This is a genomic window from Streptomyces sp. NPDC002144 (assembly GCF_053593695.1).
In genome coordinates, this window is sequence record NZ_JBSFDB010000005.1 from 184,291 (window position 1) to 209,607 (window position 25,317).

Here is a 25,317-nt window from a genome sequence, read left to right on the forward strand (position 1 = left end):
GTATCAACCGCTAAGTTGTCAGATTTGCAAGGGACGCTTCGGCGTCCCTTCTTTCTTACCTGCCCCCGCGCATCCTTTCACCTTCTACAACGTTTGATGTGCCCTGCATGTTCAAAGGTGAAACCGCGGGAGACAGCACGTTCATGGAGTGAGACACCCCCGGAAGGTAGAGTCCAGCGGCGTGCACCTCAAGGCCCTGACCCTCCGCGGGTTCAAGTCGTTCGCCTCGGCGACCACGCTCCGGTTCGAACCGGGGATCACGTGCGTCGTCGGACCGAACGGCTCGGGCAAGTCCAACGTCGTCGACGCCCTCAGCTGGGTGATGGGCGAGCAGGGTGCCAAGTCGCTGCGCGGCGGCAAGATGGAGGACGTCATCTTCGCCGGCACCACCGGCCGCCCGCCGCTGGGCCGCGCCGAGGTGTCCCTGACCATCGACAACTCCGACGGCGCGCTGCCCATCGAGTACGCCGAGGTCACCATCACGCGGATCATGTTCCGCAACGGCGGCAGCGAGTACCAGATCAACGGCGACACCTGCCGTCTGCTGGACATCCAGGACCTCCTCTCCGACTCCGGCATCGGCCGCGAGATGCACGTCATCGTCGGCCAGGGCCAGCTCGACTCCGTCCTGCACGCCGATCCCATGGGCCGCCGCGCCTTCATCGAGGAGGCGGCGGGCGTCCTCAAGCACCGCAAGCGCAAGGAGAAGGCCCTCCGCAAGCTCGACGCGATGCAGGCCAACCTCGCGCGCGTGCAGGACCTGACCGACGAACTCCGCCGCCAGCTCAAGCCACTGGGCCGGCAGGCCGCCGTCGCCCGCCGGGCCGCCGTCATCCAGGCCGACCTCCGCGACGCCCGGCTGCGTCTGCTGGCCGACGATCTCGTACGACTGCGCCAGGCGCTGCAGGCCGAGGTCGCCGACGAGGCCGCGCTGAAGGAGCGCAAGGAAGCTGCCGAGCAGGAGCTGAAGAAGGCCCTCCAGCGCGAGGCCCTCCTGGAGGACGAGGTACGGCAGCTCACCCCGCGCCTGCAGCGCGCCCAGCAGACCTGGTACGAGCTTTCGCAGCTGGCCGAGCGCGTGCGCGGCACGATCTCGCTGGCCGACGCCCGCGTGAAGAGCGCCACCTCCGCGCCTCCCGAGGAGCGGCGCGGACGCGACCCGGAGGACATGGAGCGCGAGGCCGCCCGGATCAGGGAGCAGGAGGCCGAGCTGGAGGCGGCCCTGGAGGCGGCCGAACGCGCCCTGGAGGACACGGTCGCCCACCGCGCCGAACTCGAACGCGAACTCACGCAGGAGGAACGGCGCCTGAAAGACGTGGCCCGCGCCATCGCCGACCGCCGTGAGGGCCTCGCCCGCCTCAACGGCCAGGTCAACGCGGCCCGTTCGCGCGCCGCCTCGGCCCAGGCCGAGATCGACCGGCTGGCAGCGGCGAGGGACGAGGCACAGGAGCGCGCGGTCGCCGCCCAGGAGGAGTACGAGGCGCTCAAGGCCGAGGTCGACGGCCTGGACGCCGGCGACGCCGAACTGGCGGAGCGGCACGAGTCGGCCAGACAGCAGCTGACGGAGGCGGAGACCGCCCTGTCGGCGGCCCGCGAGGCGGCGACGGCGGCGGAACGCAGGCGCGCGGCGACACAGGCCCGCCATGAGGCGCTGGCACTCGGCCTGCGCAGAAAGGACGGCACGGGCGCCCTGTTGGGAGCGAAGGATCGTCTCTCCGGACTGCTGGGCCCGGCAGCCGAACTCCTGACCATCACCCCGGGCTACGAGGTCCCCCTGGCGGCGGCCTTCGGTGCGGCGGCGGACGCACTGGCGGTGACGTCACCGTCGGCGGCGGCCGATGCGATCCGGCTCCTGCGCAAGCAGGACGGGGGACGGGCGGCACTGATTCTGGCCGGGGGCCCCGAAGACGCGCCCCAAAGGGGCGCGGGGCTGCAACAATTTGCGGCTCCGCCGCGGAGCGCGATCAACCACGACGGCCCGGCAGACGCCACACATCAGCACGCGGCAGATCTGGTCCGCGGCCCTTCCGACCTGATGCCGGCGGTCCGTCGCCTTCTGCAGGGCATCGTCGTCGTGCCCACCCTCGAAGACGCCGAGGAACTGGTCTACTCCCAGCCCCACGTCACCGCCGTGACCGCCGAAGGCGACCTGCTCGGCTCCCACTTCGCCCACGGCGGCTCCGCCGGCGCCCCGAGCCTCCTCGAAGTACAGGCCTCCGTCGACGAGGCCGCCGCCCAACTCGAAGACCTGGCCGTCCGCTGCGAGGAACTCACCGAGGCCCAGCACGCGGCCCAGGAGCGCCGCAGGGAATGCGCCGCCCGTGTCGAGGAACTGGCCGACCGCCGCCGAGCCGCCGACCGCGAGAAGTCGACCGTGGCCCAGCAGCTCGGCCGTCTCGCGGGACAGGCCAGAGGCGCCGCGGGCGAGGCCGAGCGGTCCGTCGCGGCGGCGGCCCGCGCCCAGGACGCCCTCGACAAGGCACTCCAGGACGTCGAGGAACTCGCCGAACGGCTGGCCGTGGCCGAGGAGATGCCCGTCGAGGAGGAGCCCGACACCTCCGTCCGGGACCGCCTCGCCGCCGACGGCGCCAACGCCCGCCAGACCGAGATGGAGGCCCGCCTCCAGGTCCGTACGCACGAGGAACGCGTCAAGGGCCTGGCCGGGCGCGCCGACTCCCTCGACCGCGCCGCCCGCGCGGAGCGCGAGGCACACGCGCGTGCCGAGCAGCGGCGGGCCCGGCTGCGTCACGAGGCGGCCGTCGCGGAAGCCGTCGCCTCCGGTGCCCGCCAGCTGCTCGCGCACGTCGAGGTCTCGCTCACCCGCGCCGACGAGGAGCGCACCGCCGCGGAGGCCGCCAAGGCCCGGCGTGAGCAGGAGCTGACCGCAGCCCGCAACGCCGGACGTGACCTCAAGGCGGAGCTCGACAAGCTCACCGACTCCGTGCACCGCGGTGAGGTCCTCGGCGCCGAGAAGCGGCTGCGCATCGAGCAGTTGGAGACCAAGGCGCTGGAGGAACTGGGCGTCGAACCCGCCGGGCTCGTCTCCGAGTACGGCCCCCACCAGCTCGTACCGCCCTCCCCGCCCGCCGAGGGCGAGGAACTGCCCGAGGACCCGGAGCATCCGCGCAACCGGCCGAAGCCGTTCCACCGGGCCGAACAGGAGCGGCGGCTGAAGGCGGCCGAGCGCGCCTACCAGCAGCTCGGCAAGGTCAACCCGCTGGCGCTGGAGGAGTTCGCCGCGCTGGAGGAGCGGCACAAGTTCCTCAGCGAGCAGCTGGAGGACCTGAAGAAGACCCGCGCCGACCTCCTTCAGGTCGTGAAGGAGGTCGACGAGCGGGTCGAGCAGGTCTTCACCGAGGCCTACCGGGACACCGCCCGGGAGTTCGAGGGCGTCTTCAGCCGGCTCTTCCCCGGCGGCGAGGGACGGCTCGTGCTGACCGATCCAGACAACATGCTCACCACGGGCGTCGACGTCGAGGCCCGGCCGCCCGGCAAGAAGGTCAAGCGGCTGAGCCTGCTCTCGGGTGGCGAGCGGTCGCTGACCGCCGTCGCCCTGCTGGTGTCGATCTTCAAGGCCCGTCCGAGCCCGTTCTACGTCATGGACGAGGTCGAGGCCGCCCTCGACGACACCAACCTCCAGCGGCTCATCCGCATCATGCAGGAGCTGCAGGAGGCCTCGCAGCTCATCGTGATCACGCACCAGAAGCGCACGATGGAGGTCGCCGACGCGCTGTACGGCGTCTCCATGCAGGGCGACGGTGTCTCGAAGGTCATCAGCCAGCGGCTGCGCTGACCTGTCGTCGGCGGGGCGTCCCTTCAAGAAGTGAACGTAAGTCACTGAATCCTGTCTCAGTTCTCACATTTCCCCGCGTTTGATTTTGGGAGTTGAAGGCATAAGGTCAGCAGAGTTGGATTTAGCTTCAGGTACCACCTACCTGGAGCGCTGACCGCACCGGCGGCGTTGCCGGTGGCCCGAGGAGTTGAACGTGACCAGCACAGCGCAGGCACAGAAGTCAGGAGCCGGTACGGCTCATCCCGATCACCTCGGGCATGTCATCTTCATCGCGGCGGCGGCCGCGATGGGCGGTTTCCTCTTCGGCTACGACAGTTCCGTGATCAACGGCGCCGTCGAGGCCATCCGGGACCGCTACGACATCGGCTCCGCGGCCCTCGCCCAGGTCATCGCCATCGCCCTGATCGGCTGTGCCATCGGCGCCGCGACCGCGGGCCGGATCGCCGACCGCATCGGCCGGATCCGCTGCATGCAGATAGCCGCCGTGCTGTTCACCATCAGCGCCGTCGGCTCCGCGCTGCCCTTCGCCCTGTGGGACCTCGCCCTGTGGCGCGTCGTCGGCGGCTTCGCCATCGGCATGGCCTCCGTCATCGGCCCCGCCTACATCGCCGAGGTCGCCCCGCCGGCGTACCGCGGCCGGCTCGGTTCCTTCCAGCAGGCCGCGATCGTCGTCGGCATCGCCATCTCCCAGCTGGTCAACTGGGGTCTGCTCAACGCGGTCGGCGGCGACCAGCGCGGCAAGCTGATGGGCCTGGAGGCCTGGCAGGTCATGCTCGGCGTCATGGTGATCCCGGCCGTCCTGTACGGCCTGCTCTCCTTCGCCATCCCCGAGTCGCCGCGCTTCCTGATCTCCGCCGGCAAGCGCGAGCGCGCCCGCGAGATCCTCGCCGAGGTCGAGGGGGGCGAGAGCGCCGTCCTCGACGCCCGGGTCGCCGAGATCGAGCAGGCGATGCGGAGCGAGCACAAGTCGTCGTTCAAGGACCTGCTCGGCGGTGGCTTCTTCTTCAAGCCGATCGTCTGGGTCGGTATCGGCCTGTCGGTCTTCCAGCAGTTCGTCGGCATCAACGTCGCGTTCTACTACTCCTCGACGTTGTGGCAGTCGGTCGGCGTCGACCCGACGGACTCGTTCTTCTACTCCTTCACGACGTCGATCATCAACATCGTCGGCACCGTGATCGCGATGATCTTCGTGGACCGGATCGGCCGCAAGCCGCTGGCCCTGATCGGCTCCGTCGGCATGGTCATCGGTCTGGCGCTGGAGGCCTGGGCCTTCTCGTACCACCTGGTCGACGGCAAGCTGCCGGCCGCGCAGGGCTGGACCGCCCTGGTCGCCGCCCATGTCTTCGTCCTCTTCTTCGCCCTGTCCTGGGGTGTGGTCGTCTGGGTCATGCTCGGCGAGATGTTCCCGAACAAGCTCCGCGCCGCAGCCCTGGGCGTGGCCGCCTCGGCGCAGTGGATCGCCAACTGGGCCATCACCGCTAGCTTCCCGTCGCTGTCCGACTGGAACCTCTCCGCGACCTACGTGATCTACACGGTCTTCGCGGCGCTCTCCATCCCGTTCGTCCTGAAGTTCGTCAAGGAGACGAAGGGCAAGGCGCTGGAGGAGATGGGCTGAGGCCCCCCGGCTCGGGGGAAGGCCCCCGACTCGAGTGAAGGCCCCCGGCTCGGGGAGAAGGGCCAAGTCCCCGCCGCCCCTCTCCCCGTATCCGCAGGACGTACCGCCCCGGCTCACTCCCCGAGCCGGGGCAGTACGTTCTCGCAGAACAACCGCAGGCTGCGCCATCCCTCCTCCACCGGCATGCCACCGGACAGCGGATGCAGGACGAGATTGTCGAGCCCCTGCTCCACGCACTGGTCCGGCGTCAGGATCCGGTAGACGCCCTCGGCACGCAGTTCCTCCACGCTCGTGGCCCCCGACTTCACCGCCGAGCGGATGTCCCCGGACTGCCAGGAGGCGTAGGTCCGGGCCTCGTGCAGGAAGTGCGCGCCGTAGGAGGCCCAGGCCCGGTCCGGGTCCTCGGCGATGTGCAGCAGCGGGGTCTCGGCGGTCGGCATCATGGTCCAGCCTTCGGTGCCGTACTCCACGAGCCGTTCCTTGTAGTAGGCCTCCAGCTCCGGCAGATGCGCGCTCGGGAAGAAGGGGAGACCGAGGCGGGCGGCCCGGCGGGCGGCGGCCTTCGAGGAGCCGCCGACCAGCAGCAGGGGGTGCGGGTCGGTGAAGGGGCGCGGGGTGATCCGTACCGTACGGCCCCGGTACTCGAACGCCTCGCCGGTCCAGGCATTCAGGAGCGTCTCCAGGACCTCGTCCTGGATCCTCCCGCGGCGCTTCCACTCCACGTCGAACAGCGCGTACTCCTCCGGGCGGTACCCGATCCCCGCGACCGTCACCAGCCGGCCGCCGCTGAGCAGGTCCAGCACGGCGATCTCCTCGGCCAGCCGGAGCGGGTCGTGCAGCGGGCCGATGATCGCCGACACGGTCACCGCGATCCGCCGGGTCGCGCCGAAGACCGCGCCCGCGAAGGCGAACGGCGACGGCAGCCAGTTGTTGTCGGCGCCGTGGTGCTCCTCGGTCTGCACGGTGGTGATGCCGTGCTCGTCGGCGTAAGCGGCCATCTCCAGTGCCGCGCGGTAGCGGGCGGAGAGCGTGGCGGGGGTGGCGCCGGGCTCGACGAGGTTGAAGCGGACGACCGTGACGGGCATGGGGGTCCCCCTTCACAGGGCGGGTGGTGCGGGGGACGGTAGCTGACGGAGCGTCAGATGGCCATGCCGTTGGGTTGCCGCGATGAGACGAGGGCGGGTCGCGGCCCACTGCATGGGCCACGACCCCCCTGGGGGACGCTCAGTGCGCACCCGGCACGTCCCGGTACTGGACGCGTTGTGACTCCGCTCCCGAGGAGCTTCCGGCCGACCGAAGTCGGACCGCGGGCCGGCCCGGCCCGGCAGGGCACGAGCCCGCCTGTGCATCGAACGATCGAGGGGGACGTCACGCCATACTGAAGGTGTTATGGAAACCGTCATCCTTGCTGTAGTCATCGCCGTGGTCGTGCTCGGCGCGCTCGGTGGGCTCGTCGTCGGCAGTCGTCGCAGGAAGCCGCTGCCGCCGCCGCCCCCCTCCGCGCCCGACATCACCGCCCCTCCGGCCGAGCCGCACGTCGGCGACGAGGCCGAGACGCCCCGCGACGAACCGCGCCGGACGATAGAGGAGGTGGATCTTCCGGACGGCTCGGCGCCGGTCACCGTCGAGGAACCGCCGGCTCTGGAAGTCCCCGAGATCGAGGTGCCCGAGCCGACCGCCGGCCGGCTCGTGCGCCTCCGCGCCCGTCTCTCCCGCTCCCAGAACGCGCTCGGCAAGGGGCTGCTCGCGCTCCTGTCCCGGGAGCACCTGGACGAGGACACCTGGGAGGAGATCGAGGACCTCCTGCTCACCGCCGACGTCGGAGTGCAGCCCACCCAGGAACTGGTGGACGGCCTGCGCGAGCGCGTGAAGGTGCTCGGCACCCGCACCCCCGAGGAACTGCGCGGCCTGCTGCGCGCTGAGCTGCTCAAGCTGGTCGACCCCGGCATGGACCGCACGGTGAAGACCGAGCCTGAGACCAGCAAGCCCGGCATCGTGATGGTCGTCGGCGTCAACGGCACCGGCAAGACCACCACCACCGGCAAGCTCGCCCGGGTGCTCGTCGCCGACGGACGCAGCGTGGTGCTGGGCGCCGCCGACACCTTCCGCGCCGCCGCCGCCGATCAGCTGCAGACCTGGGGTGAGCGCGTCGGCGCCTACACCGTTCGCGGGCCCGAGGGCGGCGATCCCGCCTCCGTCGCCTTCGACGCGGTGAAGGAGGGCAAGGAGATGGGCGTGGACGTCGTGCTCATCGACACCGCCGGCCGTCTCCACACCAAGACCGGCCTCATGGACGAGCTCGGCAAGGTCAAGCGCGTCGTCGAGAAGCAGGCCCCGCTGGACGAGGTGCTGCTGGTACTGGACGCGACCACCGGGCAGAACGGCCTGGTCCAGGCCCGGGTCTTCGCCGAGGTCGTCGACATCACCGGCATCGTCCTGACCAAGCTCGACGGCACGGCCAAGGGCGGCATCGTGGTCGCGGTCCAGCGCGAGCTGGGCGTACCGGTCAAGCTGATCGGTCTCGGCGAGGGCGTGGACGACCTGGCCCCGTTCGAGGCGGAGGCGTTCGTGGATGCCCTTATCGGTGACTGACCGGCCCCCACCACACGAAGGAGCGCCCGCCCCGAGGTGCAGTCGGGAGCGGGCGCTTCGCTGTGTACGGGGCGGGGGGTACGGCTGTGCAGGCGGCCGGTGTGGCAGGTGCGGCTCCGCCCGCGGCGGGTGTGGCAGGTGCGGCTTCGCCCGCGGCGGGTGTGGCAGGTGCGGCTTCGCCCGCGGCCGGTGTGGCAGGTGCGGCTATGCCCGCGACCGGTGTGCCACGTACGCCAGGGTGCCCAGCAGGAGGCGGGCCGCCGGTGGCCTCGTCGCGGAGTCCAGGGCCGGGGGGCGCAGCCAGCGGACGGGGCCCAGGCCGGCCCGGTCCGACGGGGGAGCGGTGATGTGGGTGCCGGGGCCCAGGCCACGCAGGTCCAGGGAGGTCGGGTCGTCCCAGCCCATGCGGTAGAGCAGCGCGGGGAGTTCGGCGGCGCCGCCCGGGGCGACGAAGAAGTGGGCGCGGCCCTCGGGGGTGGCGGCGACCGGGCCGAGGGGGAGGCCCATGCGTTCGAGGCGGACGAGGGCGCGGTGCCCTGCGGGGGCGGCCACCTCGATGACGTCGAACGCGCGGCCGACCGCGAGCATCACCGCGGCACCGGGGAACTCGCCCCAGGTCTTGGTCACTTCGTCGAGGGTGGCGCCGGCCGGCACGGGGGGTGCGAAGTCCAGCGGGTGCGCGCCCGGCGCGGGACAGTCGGCACGGCCGCAGGAGCACTGGCCGCCCGCGGCCCGCGCGCCCGCCACGACGTCCCAGCCCCACAGTCCGGTGTACTCGGCGACGGCGGTGCACTCCGAGGAGCGACCGCGCCTGCGCGTGCCGGACCGGATCTCCCGGATGCCGCCGATCGTGAACCCCATGCCCCCTCCAACGTTTCCGACGCGTCGGTGGTTACGGCGCGGATGCGGAACGTGACCCTCTGTGTTCGGATGCCCCGGTTCCGCTCGGTCCCGAGCGGCGCTCGGAAGTACCCCTGGTGGTGAACTCGGCCGTGCGCGCCCCTGAGTGCATCGCTCCGCCTACTCCCGGCCGTCCTATGTCAAGTGAATCGTGTGGCGGCGACCGTTAGTTCATTCGAAGGGGTGGCGAATGGTGGCGTTTCAGGGATCGCCATGGCTGGACGCGTGATCGTAGGATTACTTTGAGTGCACGAGTCCTGGGGGCACATGCACTCGTGGGTATGCCGGAGGCAACTCGGCATCGCGTTCGAAGGGTGAGAACCGGCGGACGGGCGGCCGTATTTACCGGCATTCTGATAGGGCTTGGCGCACTCAGCGACAAGTGGTCTCAGGGATGGGGGCGTTCCAGTGAGCGGCAACGGCGGAGGCGGGACGACCGCGACCAGCACGGACAAGCGCCCGAACGAGCTGCTCACGTCGTGGTTCGTCCGCAGCGGCTGGTCGAAGGGCGAGCTGGCCCGTCAGGTCAACCGCAGGGCACGCCAGTTGGGCGCCAACCACATCTCCACCGACACCTCCCGGGTGCGCCGCTGGCTGGACGGCGAGAACCCCCGCGAACCCATCCCCAGAATCCTGTCCGAGCTGTTCTCCGAGCGCTTCGGGTGCGTGGTCTCCGTCGAGGACCTCGGCCTGCGCGCGGCACGCCAGTCACCGTCCGTGTCCGGCGTCGACCTGCCCTGGACGGGCCCGCAGACAGTCGCTCTGCTCAGCGAGTTCTCGCGCAGCGACCTGATGCTGGCGCGGCGCGGCTTCCTCGGGAGCTCGCTCGTGCTGTCGGCGGGCCCGTCCCTCATCGAGCCGATGCAGCGCTGGCTGGTGCCCGCGCCGCAGACCCCGCAGCCGGAGCCCGAGCCCGTCAGCCGGGCCCGCGGCCGGCTCTCCAGGCCCGAGCTGGACCTCCTCGAGTCCACCACGATCATGTTCCGCCAGTGGGACGCCCAGTGCGGCGGCGGCCTGCGCCGCAAGGCGGTCGTCGGCCAGCTGCACGAGGTGACCGACCTGCTCCAGGAGCCCCAGCCCGAGGAGACCACCCGCAAGCTGTTCAAGGTCGCCGCCGAGCTGGCCGAGCTGGCCGGATGGATGTCGTACGACGTCGGGCTGCAGCCCACCGCCCAGAAGTACTTCGTGCTCGCCCTGCACGCGGCCAAGGAGGCCGGCGACAAGCCCCTCGGCTCCTATGTCCTGTCCAGCATGAGCCGCCAGATGATCCACCTCGGCCGGCCCGACGACGCACTGGAGTTGATCCACCTCGCGCAGTACGGCAGCCGGGACTGCGCGAGCCCGCGCACCCAGTCGATGCTGTATGCGATGGAGGCCCGCGCGTACGCCAACATGGGCCAGCCCGGCAAGTGCAAGCGGGCCGTGCGGATGGCCGAGGACACCTTCGCGGACGTCGACGAGTGGGACGACCCGGATCCCGACTGGATCCGCTTCTTCTCCGAGGCCGAGCTGTACGGGGAGAACAGCCACTCCTTCCGCGACCTCGCCTATGTCGCCGGCCGCAGCCCCACCTACGCCTCGCTGGCCGAGCCGCTGATGCAGCGGGCGGTGGAGCTGTTCGCGGCGGACAGCGAGCACCAGCGGTCGTACGCACTCAACCTCATCGGCATGGCCACCGTGCACCTGCTGCGGCGTGAACCCGAGCAGAGCGCGGTGCTGGCCGAGCAGGCCATGCACATCGCCAAGAAGGTCCGCTCGGAGCGCGTGAACACTCGTATCCGAAAGACGGTCGACACGGCTGTACGCGACTTCGGGGAGCTGGCCGAGGTCGTCGACCTCACCGAGAAGCTCGCCATCGAACTCCCGGAGAACGCCGAAGCGGTCTGACCCAGCAGGAGAAACACCTGACCCCGGCCGCGGCCGGCCCTCCCGAACTGCCCGACTCGGCTCCCCCATGCCAGGTCGTCGGAAGGCCGACCGCGGCCGGTTCCCGTCATTCGCGAAGGTTGCGCCACGATAACGATCGCGCGGCCGGACATCCGGCAGTTCATCGACGCGTAACACACAGGGCGTCTTCGTCACTCCGGTGAAACAACCAGGGGCTTCCATCGAAACCGCGCTGCGCCAATCTCATGGCGCATAACCGGCCCACCCCTTTTAACCGGACCGCTCACACGCTCCGACCCGCACGGGGCCGTACAACCGACGAGGAGACGCCGATGGCATCAGCCGCCATCACGCTTGCCGCGGAGGCACCCAAGCTGTCATCCGCCAACACAGGCTTCATGCTGATCGCATCCGCCCTGGTGCTGATCATGACCCCGGGTCTCGCCTTCTTCTACGGAGGCATGGTCCGGGTCAAGAGCACCCTGAACATGCTGATGATGAGCTTCATCAGCATCGGCATCGTCACCATTCTGTGGGTGCTCTACGGTTTCTCTCTCGCCTTCGGCACGAACAACAGCCTGATCGGCTGGGACACCGACTGGTTCGGACTCCACAAGGTCGGCCTCACCGAGCTCTGGCCCGGCTACACCATCCCGATCTTCGTGTTCATGGTCTTCCAGATGATGTTCGCGATCATCACGCCGGCCCTGATAAGCGGCGCCCTCGCGGACCGCGTCAAGTTCTCGGCCTGGGCGCTCTTCGTCGCCCTGTGGCTCACGGTCGTCTACGTCCCGGTCGCCCACTGGGTGTGGGGCGCCGACGGCTGGGCCTTCAAGCTCGGTGTGATCGACTTCGCCGGTGGTACCGCGGTCCACATCAACGCCGGTGCCGGCGCCCTCGGCGTCATCCTGGTCATCGGCAAGCGCGTCGGCTTCAAGAAGGACCCGATGCGTCCGCACAGCCTCCCGCTGGTGATGCTCGGTGCCGGTCTGCTGTGGTTCGGCTGGTTCGGCTTCAACGCGGGCTCCTGGCTCGGCAACGACGACGGCGTCGGCGCGCTGATGTTCGTCAACACGCAGGTCGCCACCGCCGCCGCCATGCTCGCCTGGCTCGCCTACGAGAAGATCCGCCACGGCGCGTTCACCACGCTGGGCGCCGCTTCCGGAGCGGTCGCGGGTCTGGTCGCGATCACCCCGTCCGGTGGCGCGGTCTCCCCGATCGGCGCGATCGCCGTCGGTGCCATCGCCGGTGTCGCCTGCGCCGCCGCGGTCGGCCTGAAGTTCAAGTTCAACTACGACGACTCGCTCGACGTCGTCGGCGTCCACATGGTCGGCGGCATCATCGGCTCCCTGCTCATCGGCTTCTTCGCCACCGGCAAGGGCCAGTCCACCGCGACCGGTGTCTTCTACGGCGACCACTCCTTCACCCAGCTGTGGAAGCAGTTCGCCGGTGTCGGCGCGGTCCTCGCCTACTCCCTGATCGCCTCCGCGGTCCTCGCCTTCCTCCTCGACAAGACCATCGGCATGCGGGTCACCGAGGACGAGGAGGTCGCCGGTATCGACCAGGCCGAGCACGCCGAGACCGCATACGACTTCAGCGGCGCGGGCGGTGGCATCGCCGGATCCGCCGCCTCGGTCCTGGCCGCCACGGAGAGCAAGAAGGTGGACGCATGAAGCTCATCACCGCCGTCGTCAAGCCGCACCGGCTCGACGAGATCAAGGAAGCCCTCCAGGCCTTCGGGGTCCACGGCCTGACGGTCACCGAGGCGAGCGGTTACGGTCGTCAGCGGGGCCACACCGAGGTCTACCGCGGTGCCGAGTACACCGTCGACCTGGTGCCCAAGATCCGTATCGAGGTACTGGCCGAGGACGACGACGCCGAGCAGCTGATCGAGGTCGTCGTCAAGGCGGCCCGCACCGGCAAGATCGGTGACGGCAAGGTCTGGTCGATCCCGGTCGAGACGGCGGTCCGGGTGCGGACCGGCGAGCGCGGCCCCGACGCGCTCTGACGGAAAAAAAGAACAGGAGCTCCTGGGTGTCGAGTACGGACGTGCACAACGAAGCAGAAGACTCGGGACCCAGCGGCTACGCGGCGGCCCGGCTGCGCCTCCTCACCGAGGGGGAGCGGTCCGGGCCGCCGCGCCGTGCGGCCCTGTCCGCGCTGACGGACGACTGGCTGACGGGGCTCTTCGCCGCCGGAGCCGAGGGGCTGCGCGGGGTCTCCCTGGTCGCCGTCGGCGGATACGGGCGCGGCGAGCTGTCCCCGCGCAGCGACCTGGACCTGCTGCTCCTGCATGACGGCAGCGACAGCAAGGCGGTCGCCGCGCTCGCCGACCGTCTCTGGTACCCCGTCTGGGACCTCGGTCTCTCCCTGGACCACTCGGTACGCACCCCGGCGGAGGCCCGCAGGACCGCCGGGGAGGATTTGAAAGTCCAACTCGGTCTCCTGGACGCCCGTCACATCGCCGGCGACCTCGGTCTCACCGCCGGTCTGCGTACCGCCGTCCTCGCCGACTGGCGCAACCAGGCACCCAAGCGCCTGCCCGAACTGCAGGAACTGTGCGCCGAGCGCGCCGAGCGCCAGGGCGAGCTGCAGTACCTGCTGGAACCGGACCTGAAGGAGGCGCGCGGCGGGCTGCGGGACGCCACCACCCTGCGCGCCGTCGCCGCCTCCTGGCTGGCCGACGCCCCGCGCGAGGGCCTCGACGACGCCCGGCGCCGGCTCCTCGACGTCCGTGACGCGCTCCACCTCACGACAGGGCGCGCGACGGACCGGCTCGCACTCCAGGAACAGGACCAGGTCGCCGCCGAACTCGGCCTGCTCGACGCGGACACGCTGCTGCGCCAGGTCTACGAGGCGGCCCGCGTGATCTCGTACGCCAGTGACGTCACCTGGCGCGAAGTGGGGCGCGTCCTCAGGTCGCGCGCCGTGCGGCCGCGGCTGCGCGCCATGCTGGGCGGCGGCAAGCCGGTCGCCGAGCGCTCCCCGCTGGCCGAGGGCGTGGTGGAGCAGGACGGCGAGGTGGTGCTCGCCCGCGCCGCGCGCCCCGAGCGCGACCCCGTCCTGCCGCTGCGCGCCGCGGCCGCCGCCGCGCAGGCCGGACTCCCGCTCTCCCTGCACGCCGTACGGCGCATGGCGGCCATCACGCGCCCCCTGCCCACGCCGTGGCCCGCCGAGGCGCGCGAGCAGCTGGTGACCCTGCTCGGCTCCGGTCATCCGACCATCGAGGTCTGGGAGGCACTGGAGGCGGAGGGGCTGATCACCCGGCTGCTGCCGGACTGGGAGCGGGTGCGGTGCCGGCCGCAGCGCAACGCCGTGCACATCTGGACCGTCGACCGGCACCTCATCGAAACGGCCGTGCGCGCCTCCGAGTTCACCCGCCGCGTCCACCGTCCCGACCTCCTCCTGGTCGCCGCGCTGCTGCACGACATCGGCAAGGGCTGGCCCGGCGACCACTCGGTGGCCGGCGAGATCATCGCGCGCGACGTGGCCGCCCGGATCGGCTTCGACCGCGACGAGGTCGCCGTGCTCGCGACCCTGGTACGGCACCATCTGCTGCTCGTCGACACCGCCACCCGGCGTGACCTGGAGGACCCGGCCACCGTGCGGTCGGTCGCAGACGCGGTCGGCTCGCAGGGGACGCTGGAGCTGCTGCACGCGCTGACCGAGGCGGACGCGCTGGCCACCGGACCGGCCGCCTGGTCGTCCTGGCGCGGCTCGCTCGTCGCCGATCTCGTGAAGCGGGTCTCCGCGGTCCTCGCCGGGGACGTCCCCGACGAGCCCGAGGCCGCCGCGCCCACCGCCGAGCAGGAACGGCTCGCCATCGAGGCGGTCGCCACGGGCTCTCCCGTGCTGTCGCTGCGCGCGCAGACCGAGCCGCCGGCCGAGGACCAGCCCTCAGGGGACCCCGAACCGCTCGGCGTGGAGCTGCTGATCGCCGTGCCCGACCAGCCGGGCGTGCTGCCCGCGGTCGCCGGCGTCCTCGCCGTGCACCGGCTGACCGTGCGCACGGCGGGACTGCGGACCCTGGACCTGCCGGACGGCGTCGAGGGCTCGGTGCTGCTGCTGGACTGGCGGGTGGCCGCCGAGTACGGCTCCCTGCCGCAGGCCGCTCGGCTGCGTGCGGACCTCGTACGGGCCCTGGACGGCTCCCTGGACATCGCGGGACGCCTGGCCGAGCGGGACGCCGCCTATCCGCGCCGCCGGGGAGTCGTGGCCCCGCCGCCCCGTGTGACGGTCGCCCCGGCCGCCTCCCGGCACGCCACGGTGATCGAGGTGCGCGCCCAGGACGCCCCAGGACTGCTGCACCGGATCGGACGGGCACTGGACGACGCGAAGGTACGGGTGCGCAGCATGCACGTGTCGACCCTCGGCGCCAACGCCGTGGACGCCTTCTACGTCACCGCCCCCGAGGGCACGCCCCTGCCCACCGAGGAAGCGGCCTCGGTGGCCCGGAAACTGGAGGAGACGCTGCGGGGGTGACCTCGAAGGTGCCGGGCGGGGGCGATTGTCCTGCCGGTCCGGATACCCTGGAAGGCGCTCACACTGACCCCGACTCCGAGGACCGACGCCGCCGTGTTCGACACTCTCTCCGATCGCCTTTCAGCGACCTTCAAGAATCTGCGCGGCAAGGGGCGTCTGAGCGAGGCGGACATCGACGCCACCGCGCGCGAGATCCGTATCGCGCTGCTCGAGGCGGACGTGGCCCTGCCTGTCGTCCGGTCGTTCATCAAGAACGTCAAGGAACGCGCCCTCGGCCCCGAGGTCTCCGGTACGCAGTATCCCGCCCAGCGGGTGCTGGACATCGTCAACGACGAGCTGGTCACCGTCCTGGGCGGCCAGACCCGCCGACTGCGCTTCGCCAAGCAGCCCCCGACCGTGATCATGCTCGCGGGTCTGCAGGGTGCCGGTAAGACCACCCTCGCGGGCAAGCTCGCCAAGCACCTCAAGGAAGAGGGCCACTCGCCGCTCCTGGTCGCCGCCGACCTCCAGCGCCCGAACGCGGTCAACCAGCTCAGCGTCGTCGCCGAGCGCGCTGGCGTCGCCGTCTTCGCCCCGGAGCCGGGCAACGGCGTGGGCGACCCGGTCAAGGTCGCCAGGGACTCCGTCCAGCACGCCAGGACCAAGCTCCACGACATCGTCATCGTCGACACCGCCGGCCGCCTCGGCATCGACCAGGAGATGATGCAGCAGGCCGCGGACATCCGGGACGCGGTCTCGCCGGACGAGATCCTCTTCGTCGTCGACGCGATGATCGGTCAGGACGCCGTCAACACGGCGGAGGCCTTCCGCGACGGCGTCGGCTTCGACGGCGTGGTCCTCTCCAAGCTCGACGGTGACGCCCGCGGTGGTGCGGCCCTGTCGATCGCCTCGGTCACCGGCAAGCCGATCATGTTCGCCTCCAACGGCGAGAAGCTGGACGACTTCGACGTCTTCCACCCGGACCGGATGGCCTCCCGCATCCTCGACATGGGTGACCTCGCCACCCTGTTCGAGAAGGCGCAGAAGGAGTTCAGCGAGGAAGAGGCCGCGAAGATGGCCTCCAAGCTCGCCTCCAAGAAGGGCCAGGACTTCACCCTGGACGACTTCCTGGCCCAGATGGAGCAGGTCAGGAAGATGGGCAGCATCAGCAAGCTGCTCGGCATGATGCCCGGCATGGGCCAGATCAAGGAACAGATCAACAACATCGACGAACGGGACGTCGACCGCACGGCCGCCATCATCAAGTCGATGACCCCGGGTGAGCGCCAGGACCCGACGATCATCAACGGCTCCCGCCGCGCCCGTATCGCCAAGGGTTCCGGTGTCGAGGTCAGCGCCGTCAAGAACCTCGTCGAGCGGTTCTTCGAGGCCCGCAAGATGATGTCCCGCATGGCCCAGGGCGGCGGCATGCCCGGGATGCCGGGGATCCCGGGCATGGGCGGCGGTCCCGGCCGCAGCCGGAAGCAGCCGAAGAAGGCCAAGGGCAAGCAGCGCTCCGGCAACCCGATGAAGCGCAAGCAGCAGGAGCAGGAGGAGGCCGCACGCCGGGCCGCCGCCCAGGGCGGTGCCGTGCCGGGCGGTGCCTTCGGGCTGCCGGGTCAGCAGGGCGGCCAGGACTTCGAGCTGCCGGACGAGTTCAAGAAGTTCATGGGCTGAACTCCACGAGAGTTCACGGGCCGCTCGTTAAGTTCATGGGTCGATTTCACCGGCAGCGCACGCCCGGGGTTGGTCGTTGTCGTAACGTCCGCTTATGACCAACCCCGCGCCGCCGCGCAAGTCGCCCGACCAGCCCTGGCGTACCGAGGGCACGCCCGAGGAGCCGCAGAAGCCGTCCTCGGGCGGCCGGAGGATGCGCGGCGGTTGGTGGAGCCTGATCCTCACCGCGCTGGTCGTGTACCTGATCGCGAACGTGCTGCTGTCGTTCTTCAACGAGGGCGACGAGCCGACGATCTCCTACACCGAGTTCAGCAAGCAGGTCGACGCGGGCAACGTCAGCAAGATCTACGCCAAGGGCAACGCCATCCAGGGCCAGCTCAAGAAGGCCCGGGACAACCCCCAGGGCGAGGGCAAGTACACCAAGTTCAACACCGAGCGGCCCACCTTCGCGGACGACAAGGTCTGGGAGGACCTGACCAAGCACGACGTCACGGTCACCGCGGAGCCGGTCGTCCAGCACCGCAGCTTCCTGTCCAACCTGCTGATCTCGCTGGCGCCGATGCTGCTGCTGATCGCGGTGTGGGTGTTCATCGCACGGCGGATGAGTTCGGGGCTCGGCGGCGCGGGCGGCATGCTCGGCCGCAAGGCGCCGCCCAAGCCGGTGGAGCTGGAACCGGGGCAGCAGCGCACCACGTTCGAGGACGTCGCCGGCATCGACGAGGTCGAGGGCGAGCTCAACGACGTCGTGGACTTCCTGAAGAACCCCGATGCCTACCGCAGGATGGGCGCGAAGATGCCCAAGGGCGTACTGCTCGCGGGCCCTCCCGGCACCGGCAAGACGCTGCTCGCGCGGGCGGTCGCCGGCGAGGCGGGGGTGCCGTTCTTCTCGGCGTCCGCCTCCGAGTTCATCGAGATGATCGTCGGTGTGGGCGCCTCACGCGTGCGTGAACTGTTCGCGGAGGCCCGCAAGGTGGCCCCGTCGATCATCTTCATCGACGAGATCGACACCATCGGCCGGGCCCGCGGCGGCGGTTCCGGAATGGGCGGTCACGACGAACGCGAGCAGACACTGAACCAGATCCTCACCGAGATGGACGGCTTCTCCGGCTCGGAGGGCGTCATCGTCATCGCGGCCACCAACCGCGCCGACGTCCTCGACCCGGCCCTGACCCGCCCCGGCCGCTTCGACCGGGTGGTCATGGTCTCGCCCCCGGACCGCGGCGGCCGCCAGGCCATCCTGGAGATCCACACCCGCCAGATCCCGCTCGCGCCGGACGTCGACCTCGCCCAGGTCGCCCGGACCACCCCGGGCATGACCGGCGCCGAACTCGCCAACCTCGCCAACGAGGCCGCCCTCCTCGCCGTCAAGCGCAAGCAGGAGAAGGTCACCCAGGCCGACCTCTCGGAGGCGCTGGAGAAGGTCCAGCTGGGCGCGGAACGGCCGCTGGTGATGCCCGACGAGGAGCGGCGCAGGACGGCGTACCACGAGAGCGGACACGCCCTGCTGGGCATGCTCCAGCCCGGCGCCGACCCCGTCCGCAAGATCACCATCGTCCCGCGCGGCCGCGCCCTCGGCGTCACCCTGTCGACGCCGGAGTCCGACAAGTACGCCTACACCGAGGAGTACCTGCGCGGCCGGATCATCGGCGCGCTCGGCGGCATGGCGGCGGAACAGGTCGTGTACGGGGTGATCACCACCGGCGCCGAGAACGACCTCGAACAGGTCACCAACATCGCGCGCGGCATGGTCGCCCGCTGGGGCATGAGCGACCGCGTCGGCCGCCTCTCCGCCCTGCCCAACGACGCCCAGCAGGCCTACGGCCTCGCGGCGGCCCCGCAGACCCTCGACGTCATCGACGGCGAGATGCGCCGCATCGTCGACGAATGTTATGACGAGGCCTGCCGCAAGCTCACCGAGCACCGCGGCCGACTCGACGCACTCGCCGAGGCCCTGCTGGAGCGGGAGACCCTGGAGGAGGCGGACGTGTACCGCATCGCGGGCATCACGCGTCTGACCAAGGACGTCGAGAACGCGCAGGACGCGCAGGACGCGCAGGACACGGAGGCACAGGGCGACCGGCCCGAGGAGTCCCTCCAGGGCACGGGCAAGGAGTCCCTCTAGGGCACGCGCGCGATCAGGTAGCGGAAGACGTTCGGCATCCACACCGTCCCGTCGCCGCGCCGGTACGGGTGCAGGGCCTCCGTCAGCTCCTTGTCGACCTGGACCTGGTCCGTGGCGGTGATCGCCGCGTCGAAGAGGCCGGTGGAGAGCAGCCCCCGCAGCGCGCTGTCGACGCCGGCGTAGCCGAAGGGGCAGGAGACCCGGCCCGAGCCGTCCGGCTTGAGGCCGGCCCGCTGGGCGACCTCCTCCAGGTCGTCGCGAAGGGCGGGGCGCCAACTGCCCGCGCCGCGCAGCGGATCCGCCAGCCTGGCGGCCACCCGCAGAACGGACGACGTGGCGCAGCGTTCCGGCGGACCCCAGCCGGCGAGCACCACGGGCGCCCCGCGCTCGGCGAGCGGTGTCGCTGCCCGTAGCAGCCCGCCGAGCCCCTCCGAGTCGCCCGCGAGACACCCGATGGGCTCGAAAGCGGTCACCAGGGTGTACGCGGGCGTCTCCGCGTCGCCCGCGGCCCCGACGTCCCCGGGCGAACCGTCGACGAGTCGTGTGTCCCCACGCGCGCGCGTGCCCCCCGGCTCCGGGAGCAGCCGCTCCCGCGCGAGGGCGAGCCGTTCGGGCGAGCGGTGGTCGACACCGGTGACCGCGGCGCCTCTGGACGCCGCCATCAACAGGGCGAGTCCGCTGCCGCAGCCCAGGCCCAGCATCCGGGTGCCGGAGCCCACCTCCAGTCGCTCGTAGACGGCCTCGTAGAGCGGAACCAGCATCCGCTCCTGGATCTCGGACCAGTCACGCGCGCGTGCACACAGGTCCACACGGGGTGTCGTCCCCGTATGAGGCAGGTGCTGCCGCACGAGCGTAGGTGTCATGTAAAGCGCCCCAATCCGCCGAGAGTTGCCGCTGTACCCGTTTCCATGGCCCCCGTGACGTGCGCTCGCGCTCCCCCCGTATGCCAGGTAACTCCGCACTCGACTGCTCGTCCAGGGGTTGACGGTCCCCGGCTTGTGGCTTGACCGCGCCGGTGAAAAGAATTCACATCCCGGCAATGTGCCCCCGTAATATCCCGGCATGGCAAAGGCATCCGTGCTCACCCCGCGGGCGGACGACTTCCCCCGCTGGTACCAGGACCTCATCAACAAGGCCGAACTGGCGGACAACGGGCCGGTGCGCGGCACCATGGTCATCCGACCGTACGGATACGGGCTCTGGGAGCGGATGCAGGCCGAGATGGACGCCCGGATCAAGGCCACGGGCACGCAGAACGCGTACTTCCCGCTGCTGATCCCGCAGTCGTACCTCACCCGCGAGGCGGACCACGTCGAGGGCTTCGCACCGGAGCTGGCCGTGGTCACCCACGCCGGGGGCAAGGAGCTGGAGGAGCCGGCGGTCGTCCGGCCCACCTCCGAGACGATCATCAACGAGTACTTCTCGAAGTGGGTGCAGAGCTACCGCGATCTGCCGCTGCTGATCAATCAGTGGGCGAACGTGGTGCGTTGGGAGTTGCGGCCCCGCCTCTTCCTCCGTACCACCGAGTTCCTGTGGCAGGAGGGCCACACCGCGCACGCCACCTACGAGGAGGCACGCGACTTCGCCGCCCGTATTCAGCGGCACGTCTACGGGGATTTTCTGCGGGACGTCCTCGCGATGGACTTCGTCTCCGGACGCAAGACGGTCAAGGAGCGCTTCGCGGGTGCCATCAACACCCTGACCCTCGAAAGCATGATGGGCGACGGCAAGGCCCTCCAGATGGTCACCAGTCACGAGCTGGGCCAGAACTTCGCGAAGGCCTTCAACACCCGGTACCTGTCGAAGGAAGGCAGCCAGGAACTCGTCTGGCAGACCTCCTGGGGCTCCACCACCCGCATGATCGGCGCCCTGGTGATGACTCACGGCGATGACAACGGCCTGCGCGTCCCGCCGCGGCTGGCGCAGATCCAGGTCGTCGTCCTCGCGATCAAGGGCGACGAGACGGTTCTGGCCAAGGTCCGCGAGATCGGTGATCTGCTGGCGGCCGCGGGTGTCCGCGTCCATGTCGACGACCGCACCGACATCCCCTTCGGGCGCCGGGCCGTCGACTGGGAGCTCAAGGGCGTGCCGGTACGGATCGAGGTCGGCCCCCGTGACCTGGAGAACGGCACGGCGATGCTCGCCCGGCGGATCCCGGGCGGCAAGGAGCCGGTGGCGATCGACTCCCTCGTACGACTGCTGCCGTCCGTCCTGGAGGAGGACCAGGCGCTGCTGCTGGCGCAGTCCCGCGCGCGGCGTGAGTCGCGCACGGCCGACGTGTCGACGGTCGAGGAGGCCGTGGAGGCGGCCGTGGCCGGCGGCTGGGCGCGGATCCCGTGGGCGGATCTCGGCACGGAGGGCGAGGCCAGGCTGGCCGAGCACGCGGTGACCGTACGGTGTCTGGTCGGCGCCGACGGGTCGGTGCCGGAGTCCGAGGACGCACCCGGTAACGTCGCCCTCGTCGCGCGCGCTTACTGATACGGCGCCCTTCCGCGGCGAGAGCGGCCGAAACGCCCCTTGCACATCCGCGGAACACAGCCGCACCGGCGCGTGGACGGTGGCTACGCGCCGGTACGTAGGTCTTGCTACGTACCACCTTGGTAGGAGCTGTGAGGTTTCTCCGCAGATCAGCGCACCCGCCCTCGTCTCCACTCATCAGCGGCAACTGACGGGTACGTGCAAATTATTTGGGATGCCCCGGAATAGGAACACAGGGGCACCCCCGCTCGTTGTCATTACGTGAGCACGACACAGACACCACCTGTTCTCGCCGCCGAGCTGGCACAGGCGTGGGCCGACATTCAGCGGTACCACCCCGAGCTGCCCGACCTCGCCGCGCCAGAATCCCTGATCGGAGAGTCGTCGTCCGCGTGCGGGCACGAGCTCTCCTTCGAGCGACTGCTCCATGAGGCAGTCCACGGCATCGCCGCAGCACGCGGCGTGCGCGACACGTCCCGTGCCGGCCGGTACCACAACCGCAGATTCCTCGCGATCGCCGAGGAGCTGGGCCTGGACCACCCCGAGGAACCGCATCCCAGCAGCGGCTTCTCGCTGGTCACGCTCAACCCCGAGGCCAAGCGCCGTTACCGTCCGACGATGGAGCGCCTCCAGCGCGCCCTGAAGGCGCACACGGCGGCGACCTCCGCGGACACCCCGAAGAGCTTCCGGGGACCGGCCGCCCGGCACGGTTCCTCCGGCGGAGGGGTGCGCGTGAAGGCCGTGTGCGACTGCGGGCGCAACGTCCGGGTCGTCCCGTCCGTCCTGGCCCAGGCCCCCATCGTCTGCGGCGGCTGCGGCAAGCCGTTCCGGATTCCGGAGGTCGTCGGCGCGGCATGAGGATGCGGCTGCTCGTGGCAGCCGCACCCGTGATGCCGTGGCGGACGTGTGCAGCCTGTGGGCACCCGGAGAGCCGGGTGCCCCTCAGGCATGCCCCGGACCACCCGGCGTGAGCGACCCGCCGGGTGTGGCACAATGGCTAGCTGTACTCGACAGCCGCACAGGACCCCTCTCTCCTCCGGCTGACGCGTCCATCGGGCACTCGGGTACCGCAACCCCACGCGGCCTTCTCGCCGTGCCCAACCACGTCAAATCCAGGAGAACCCACTCCCGTGGCAGTCAAGATCAAGCTGAAGCGTCTGGGCAAGATCCGTTCGCCTCACTACCGCATCGTCGTCGCCGACTCCCGCACCCGTCGCGACGGCCGTGCGATCGAGGAGATCGGCAAGTACCACCCGACCTACAACCCGTCGGTCATCGAGGTGGACGCCGAGCGCGTGGCGTACTGGCTGGGTGTCGGCGCGCAGCCGACCGAGCCCGTCCTCGCCATCCTGAAGAAGACCGGCGACTGGCAGAAGTTCAAGGGCGAGCCCGCCCCGGCTCCGCTGCTCGTCGCCGAGCCGAAGAAGGCGCGCCCGTCGTTCGAGGCCCTGGGTGGCGACGACGAGGGCAAGGGTGAGGCGATCACCCAGAAGAAGAAGGCGGAGAAGAAGGACGAGGCTGCCGCCGAGTCCGAGTCGGCCGAGGCCTGAGCATGCTCGAGGAGGCTCTCGAGCACCTCGTGAAGGGCATCGTCGACAACCCCGACGATGTGCAGGTCGCATCCCGCAACCTGCGCCGCGGACGTGTCCTCGAGGTCCGGGTCCACCCCGACGACCTCGGCAAGGTGATCGGCCGCAACGGTCGCACCGCACGCGCTCTGCGTACCGTCGTGGGCGCCATCGGCGGCCGCGGTGTCCGCGTCGACCTCGTCGACGTCGACCACGTCCGCTGACGCCGAAAACGCAGCACCGGCTCGGGCCGGGGAGGGCCACTGGGCCGTCCCCGGCCCGTAGTCGTGTGCAACCGGATCAGGAGAAGCAAGCACCGTGCAGCTGGTAGTCGCTCGCATCGGCCGTGCCCACGGCATCAAGGGCGAGGTCACCGTCGAGGTCCGTACGGACGAGCCCGAAGTGCGGCTCGCCCCCGGCGCCGTACTCGCCACCGATCCCGCCTCCGCGGGCCCGCTCACCATCGAGACCGGACGCGTCCACAGCGGCCGCCTCCTGCTGCGCTTCGCGGGCGTGGCAGACCGCAGCGCCGCCGAGGCCCTGCGCAACACCCTCCTGATCGCCGAGGTCGACCCCGACGAACTGCCCGAGGAGGAGGACGAGTACTACGACCACCAGCTCATCGATCTCGACGTCGTCACCCGGGACGGCGTGGAGGTGGGCCGGATCACCGAGATCTCGCACCTGCCCTCGCAGGACCTGTTCATCGTGGAGCGCCCCGACGGCAGCGAGGTCCTGATCCCGTTCGTCGAGGAGATCGTCGCCGAGATCGACCTGGCGGAGCAGAAGGCGGTCATCACACCGCCGCCCGGCCTGATCGACGACCGTGCCGAGATCGCCTCCTCGCGGGAAGAGTCGTAGGACATGCGCCTCGACGTCGTCACGATCTTCCCCGAGTACCTCGAACCGCTGAACGTCTCCCTCGTCGGCAAGGCACGCGCGCGTGGGCAGCTCGACGTCCAGGTGCACGACCTGCGGGCGTGGACGTACGACCGGCACAACACCGTCGACGACACCCCGTACGGCGGCGGCCCCGGGATGGTCATGAAGACCGACCCCTGGGGAGACGCGCTCGACACCGTGCTCGCCGACGGCTACGAGAGCGGCTCGCACGCCCCCGCGCTGATCGTGCCCACCCCCAGCGGCCGTCCCTTCACCCAGGAACTCGCCGTCGAGCTCTCCGAGCGCCCCTGGCTGATCTTCACGCCCGCGCGCTACGAGGGCATCGACCGCCGTGTCATCGACGAGTACGCGACCCGCGTCCCGGTGTACGAGGTGTCCATCGGCGACTACGTCCTCGCCGGCGGCGAGGCGGCCGTCCTGGTGATCACGGAGGCCGTGGCCCGGCTGCTGCCCGGCGTCCTCGGCAACGCCGAGTCGCACCGCGACGACTCCTTCGCGCCCGGCCCCATGGCCAACCTCCTGGAGGGCCCCGTCTACACCAAGCCCCCCGAGTGGCGCGGACGCTCCATCCCCGACGTGCTGCTCAGCGGCCACCACGGCAAGATCGCCCGCTGGCGCCGCGACGAGGCCCTCAGGCGTACGACGGCCAACCGGCCCGACCTGATCGAGCGCTGCGACCCCAAGGCCTTCGACAAGAAGGACCGCGAGATGCTCTCCATCCTGGGCTGGGCGCCGGATCCAGAGGGGGAGCCGTACGGCCGATTTTGGCGCAGGCCAGAGGGCGTGGAAGAATAGGCCGCTGTTGTGCGTCGTCCGGCGTGCGCCCCTGCCACAGGGGGACACGACGCCCGCCCCGACACGGACAGCATCCTTCCTGGAACACCTAGCTCCCGTTGATGACCTGTGGCATCAGCGAAGAAAGCAGACGAAATGTCTCACCTGCTCGACTCCGTCGACTCCGCGTCGCTGCGCAGCGACATCCCGGCCTTCCGCCCGGGTGACACCGTCAACGTCCACGTCCGCGTCATCGAGGGCAACCGCTCCCGTGTGCAGCAGTTCAAGGGCGTTGTGATCCGTCGCCAGGGCGCCGGTGTCCGCGAGACCTTCACGGTCCGCAAGGTCTCCTTCTCCGTCGGCGTCGAGCGCACCTTCCCGGTGCACACCCCGATCGTGGAGAAGATCGAGCTCGTCACCCGCGGTGACGTGCGTCGCGCCAAGCTGTACTACCTGCGCGAGCTGCGCGGCAAGGCGGCGAAGATCAAGGAGAAGCGCGAGAGCTGAGCGCTCACCGGTGGTCACAGCGGGGCCGGATACCATTCCG

19 protein-coding genes are annotated in these 25,317 nt (G+C 70.5%); 16 read left to right on the forward strand and 3 right to left on the reverse strand.

Annotated elements, in window-relative coordinates; all coding sequences use genetic code 11:
* Positions 1-181: 181 nt before the first annotated feature.
* Together smc and ACWCQ1_RS09910 are read left to right on the forward strand one after the other, a co-directional pair.
* Positions 182-3,793 carry a chromosome segregation protein SMC gene (smc, locus tag ACWCQ1_RS09905; protein WP_451026215.1) on the forward strand — a complete coding sequence of 1,204 codons (3,612 nt, stop codon included), beginning with the start codon at positions 182-184 and terminating at the stop codon, positions 3,791-3,793.
* Positions 3,794-3,986: 193 nt separating this feature from the next.
* Complete coding sequence (locus ACWCQ1_RS09910; RefSeq protein WP_451026216.1) at positions 3,987-5,408, forward strand: sugar porter family MFS transporter; 1,422 nt, start codon at positions 3,987-3,989, stop codon at positions 5,406-5,408.
* A gap of 113 nt (positions 5,409-5,521) precedes the next feature.
* Here the strand turns inward: ACWCQ1_RS09910 and ACWCQ1_RS09915 are convergent, their stop codons facing one another.
* Positions 5,522-6,493, reverse strand: coding sequence for an LLM class flavin-dependent oxidoreductase (locus ACWCQ1_RS09915; protein WP_451026217.1), 972 nt, complete (start codon positions 6,491-6,493; stop codon positions 5,522-5,524).
* Positions 6,494-6,797: 304 nt separating this feature from the next.
* Between ACWCQ1_RS09915 and ftsY the strand changes: the two genes are divergently transcribed.
* Positions 6,798-8,000 carry a signal recognition particle-docking protein FtsY gene (gene ftsY / locus ACWCQ1_RS09920; RefSeq protein ID WP_358595692.1) on the forward strand — a complete coding sequence of 401 codons (1,203 nt, stop codon included), beginning with the start codon at positions 6,798-6,800 and terminating at the stop codon, positions 7,998-8,000.
* Between the two features lie 204 nt (positions 8,001-8,204).
* Here ftsY and ACWCQ1_RS09925 read toward each other — a convergent pair whose 3' ends face one another.
* Positions 8,205-8,861: a bifunctional DNA primase/polymerase gene (locus ACWCQ1_RS09925; protein ID WP_133046782.1), complete on the reverse strand. Its 657-nt coding sequence runs from the start codon at positions 8,859-8,861 to the stop codon at positions 8,205-8,207.
* Positions 8,862-9,308: 447 nt separating this feature from the next.
* Between ACWCQ1_RS09925 and nsdA the strand changes: the two genes are divergently transcribed.
* From nsdA to ftsH, 6 genes are all read left to right on the forward strand, one after another.
* Positions 9,309-10,787 carry a transcriptional repressor NsdA gene (nsdA, locus tag ACWCQ1_RS09930; protein ID WP_133046783.1) on the forward strand — a complete coding sequence of 493 codons (1,479 nt, stop codon included), beginning with the start codon at positions 9,309-9,311 and terminating at the stop codon, positions 10,785-10,787.
* A gap of 332 nt (positions 10,788-11,119) precedes the next feature.
* The gene (locus tag ACWCQ1_RS09935) at positions 11,120-12,460 is read left to right on the forward strand and encodes an ammonium transporter (RefSeq protein WP_133046784.1); all 1,341 of its coding nucleotides are present in this window, start codon (positions 11,120-11,122) and stop codon (positions 12,458-12,460) included.
* Positions 12,457-12,795, forward strand: a complete 339-nt coding sequence (locus ACWCQ1_RS09940; RefSeq protein ID WP_133046785.1) for a P-II family nitrogen regulator — start codon at positions 12,457-12,459, stop codon at positions 12,793-12,795. Before ACWCQ1_RS09935 ends, ACWCQ1_RS09940 begins: the two co-directional genes overlap by 4 nt.
* A 26-nt stretch (positions 12,796-12,821) precedes the next feature.
* Entirely contained in the window at positions 12,822-15,269 is a 2,448-nt protein-coding gene (locus tag ACWCQ1_RS09945) for a [protein-PII] uridylyltransferase (RefSeq protein ID WP_133046786.1), read from the forward strand.
* 93 nt (positions 15,270-15,362) lie between these two features.
* On the forward strand, positions 15,363-16,925 hold the full coding sequence (gene ffh / locus ACWCQ1_RS09950; RefSeq protein WP_133046787.1) for a signal recognition particle protein: 1,563 nt from the start codon (positions 15,363-15,365) through the stop codon (positions 16,923-16,925).
* Between the two features lie 94 nt (positions 16,926-17,019).
* Positions 17,020-19,047 (forward strand): ATP-dependent zinc metalloprotease FtsH, encoded by a 2,028-nt coding sequence (gene ftsH, locus ACWCQ1_RS09955; RefSeq protein ID WP_358595696.1) that lies wholly within the window; start codon positions 17,020-17,022, stop codon positions 19,045-19,047.
* On the opposite strand, the gene ACWCQ1_RS09960 is transcribed toward ftsH, so the two are convergent.
* Complete coding sequence (locus ACWCQ1_RS09960; RefSeq protein ID WP_358595699.1) at positions 19,044-19,910, reverse strand: SAM-dependent methyltransferase; 867 nt, start codon at positions 19,908-19,910, stop codon at positions 19,044-19,046. The two genes, ftsH and ACWCQ1_RS09960, sit on opposite strands and share 4 nt — an antisense overlap.
* Before the next feature lie 199 nt (positions 19,911-20,109).
* Here ACWCQ1_RS09960 and proS point away from each other — a divergent pair, with 199 nt between their 5' ends.
* From proS to rplS, 7 genes are all read left to right on the forward strand, one after another.
* A complete protein-coding gene (gene proS, locus ACWCQ1_RS09965) occupies positions 20,110-21,525 on the forward strand; it encodes a proline--tRNA ligase (RefSeq protein ID WP_358595702.1) in 1,416 nt (471 codons plus the stop codon).
* Positions 21,526-21,786: 261 nt separating this feature from the next.
* Positions 21,787-22,383: a hypothetical protein gene (locus tag ACWCQ1_RS09970; RefSeq protein ID WP_133046790.1), complete on the forward strand. Its 597-nt coding sequence runs from the start codon at positions 21,787-21,789 to the stop codon at positions 22,381-22,383.
* A gap of 272 nt (positions 22,384-22,655) precedes the next feature.
* Positions 22,656-23,075 carry a 30S ribosomal protein S16 gene (gene rpsP / locus ACWCQ1_RS09975; RefSeq protein WP_133046791.1) on the forward strand — a complete coding sequence of 140 codons (420 nt, stop codon included), beginning with the start codon at positions 22,656-22,658 and terminating at the stop codon, positions 23,073-23,075.
* A 2-nt stretch (positions 23,076-23,077) separates the two neighbouring features.
* Positions 23,078-23,317: an RNA-binding protein gene (locus ACWCQ1_RS09980; protein ID WP_003973401.1), complete on the forward strand. Its 240-nt coding sequence runs from the start codon at positions 23,078-23,080 to the stop codon at positions 23,315-23,317.
* Positions 23,318-23,411: 94 nt separating this feature from the next.
* Positions 23,412-23,954 carry a ribosome maturation factor RimM gene (gene rimM, locus ACWCQ1_RS09985; RefSeq protein WP_358595711.1) on the forward strand — a complete coding sequence of 181 codons (543 nt, stop codon included), beginning with the start codon at positions 23,412-23,414 and terminating at the stop codon, positions 23,952-23,954.
* Between the two features lie 3 nt (positions 23,955-23,957).
* Positions 23,958-24,791, forward strand: a complete 834-nt coding sequence (gene trmD, locus ACWCQ1_RS09990; RefSeq protein ID WP_451026218.1) for a tRNA (guanosine(37)-N1)-methyltransferase TrmD — start codon at positions 23,958-23,960, stop codon at positions 24,789-24,791.
* Positions 24,792-24,926: 135 nt separating this feature from the next.
* Positions 24,927-25,277, forward strand: a complete 351-nt coding sequence (gene rplS / locus ACWCQ1_RS09995) for a 50S ribosomal protein L19 (protein WP_079309735.1) — start codon at positions 24,927-24,929, stop codon at positions 25,275-25,277.
* Positions 25,278-25,317 lie beyond the last annotated feature (40 nt).